Genomic DNA, 2,381 nt, shown 5'->3' on the forward strand with positions numbered 1-2,381 from the left:
AACAGTTTTCTTCAATCCATATTCAATTCCATTAAGATTATCTTCAATTTCTTTAGCAAAAAATAATTTTTTAGAATTGCGTATGTTATTAATATTTCCATTTAAAATTCTGCATGTCATATTTTTTAATATTTCAAGATCTCTTTCAAGGATAAAATAGTGTATGAATATGATGACTGCTAAACTTATAATTGCAATAAAAACTATTAATATTTGCTCATCATAATATTTGAATACCTCAGTTATTTTAAATTTTTTATACATATAAAAGATACAGCATGTTAATAATACATATGCTATTATAATAAAAGAAGTAATGTATCTTCTTACAGAAAATGATTTATTAAATATAATTTTTGATATATCTGCAAATATTTTTTTTATCCATATGAACACATTTTTTATTATCTGTAATGACTTTTTATTAAAAGCTCTATTATGACTGCGAATATATCTTATAAGTGAATTTTTGTCTAAAAAAATATTTAATCCAATCTTATTTATATAAGCCAGATTTCTTATCAGTTCATAGAACATGACAAAATTACATAAAAGAATACATAAAAATAACAAATCTTCTACAATATCAAAACCAAACCAAAATTCATCATACCACCATATACATACAAGTATAGATGCTGCCCAAAATAGCAGTTTTATTTCGATGAAAATATTATTTCTATAGAAGTTTAAAGCTTTTATATATAATGAATTTTTCTTAAAGTACTCTTTTAACTCTTCCACATTATTTAAAGTATTATGTTTAATACAAGTATATATAAAAACATAACTTATGATAGCTGATAATATAATCATACCCAAATAAACAGTCTGTTCAAAAGTAAAGATTTCAATAGAAAATAAATTTCCACCATTTGAATAACTCAATTCACCTGTATATGAATATATTAAATCTATTAAAAACACCAGCAATGACAATAATAAAATTTTTATCTCTAAGTATACTTTTTCAAAATATATATTGATAACATTGTTCTTTAGATATATATCTTTTGATTTTATCTTACAGATAGCATAAAAAATTAATATAGCCATTAATAATAAGATTCCATTACTTAGCATTTCTGAAACTTCATTATATAAAAAAGAATATACTATAGGTATAACTGGTATTAAAAAAGCTAGAAACCATATAAACAAATTATAATCTATCTTAAAATTATTTTTTTTATCTTTTTTCAATTTTATATCCAATTCCCCACACCACCTTTAAATATCTTGGCTCCTTTGGATTTATTTCTATTTTTTCTCTAAGGTGCCTTATGTGAACTGCAACAGTATCAAGATTTCCTACGGCAGTTTCATTCCAAACTTTTTCATATATTTCTTCAATAGAAAATACTTTATTAGGATTTTCCATAAGCAATTCAAATATCTTAAATTCAATTGGAGTTAATTTTAATTCCTGTCCTTCTGCTGTTGCAGTTTTGCTTTCTTTGTTTATAGTCAATGCTCCTATTTTTATAATATTATCCATACTTTCCTCATTAAAACCTGAAAATTTAGTATATCTTCTTATTTGAGAATTGACTCTTGCAATAAGTTCAAGTGGATTAAATGGCTTTGTGATATAATCATCTGCACCAAAATTCAAACTTAAAATTTTATCTGTATCTTCAGATTTAGCTGAAAGCATTATTATTGGAATCTGCTTTTCTTCTCGTATTTTCAATGTAGCCCTGTTTCCATCCATGTTAGGCATCATTATATCCATTAGTATAAGATGAATGGTATTTTCTTTTAGAATATTTAATGCTTCTACTCCATCATAAGCTTTAAAAACATTATATCCCTCATTTTTTAAATATATCTCAATAGCTTCAGCTATGTTCTTATCATCATCTACTATTAAAATATTATAATTTTTCATTATAGCTCCCCTTCTGTTTTTAATTTTTTGTCTACTATATATGCTGAAATTAATAAAATACGATAAACGTAATTCTAATTTTGCAGCATACAATTAATAGAAATAAATTTCATATATTAATTATACTATAGATTTTTTAAGATAGATTATTTAAATTCCGAAAGATTTTCGAAAGAAATTAATATCATATATATTGAAAAATTAAAACTATATCTAACACAAAAATATCAAAGAAATCTTAGAAAGATTTAATTCTTCATTGTCAATTGAAATGTATATATGGTAAATTTAAGCATAATAAATACCGTATATTGAATTATAGAAATATTCAAAATATACGGCATAATTTTTTTACTTATTAAGACACTTCCATACTATGAGCAGAGAGGGATGCTTTTTCTGCAAGATAAAATTTCTTATACAAAATGAAACCTACAATTGTAGTCATAATTTCTGTTATGGGAAATGTAAGCCAGAAATAATTCAAACC

Annotated in this window: 2 protein-coding genes; both read right to left on the reverse strand. The window is 23.4% G+C overall.

The features are described from left to right. A partial coding sequence (locus Q0F58_RS18930) for a hypothetical protein (RefSeq protein WP_294379542.1) occupies positions 1-1,215 on the reverse strand: 1,215 nt, incomplete at its 3' end. Continuing rightward, the gene (locus tag Q0F58_RS18935; RefSeq protein ID WP_294379544.1) at positions 1,190-1,891 is read right to left on the reverse strand and encodes a response regulator transcription factor; all 702 of its coding nucleotides are present in this window, start codon (positions 1,889-1,891) and stop codon (positions 1,190-1,192) included. The genes Q0F58_RS18930 and Q0F58_RS18935, both read right to left, overlap by 26 nt. Positions 1,892-2,381: the final 490 nt, after the last annotated feature.

It is taken from the genome of uncultured Clostridium sp. (assembly GCF_934754915.1).
Classification (GTDB): Bacteria; Bacillota; Clostridia; order Clostridiales; family Clostridiaceae; genus Clostridium.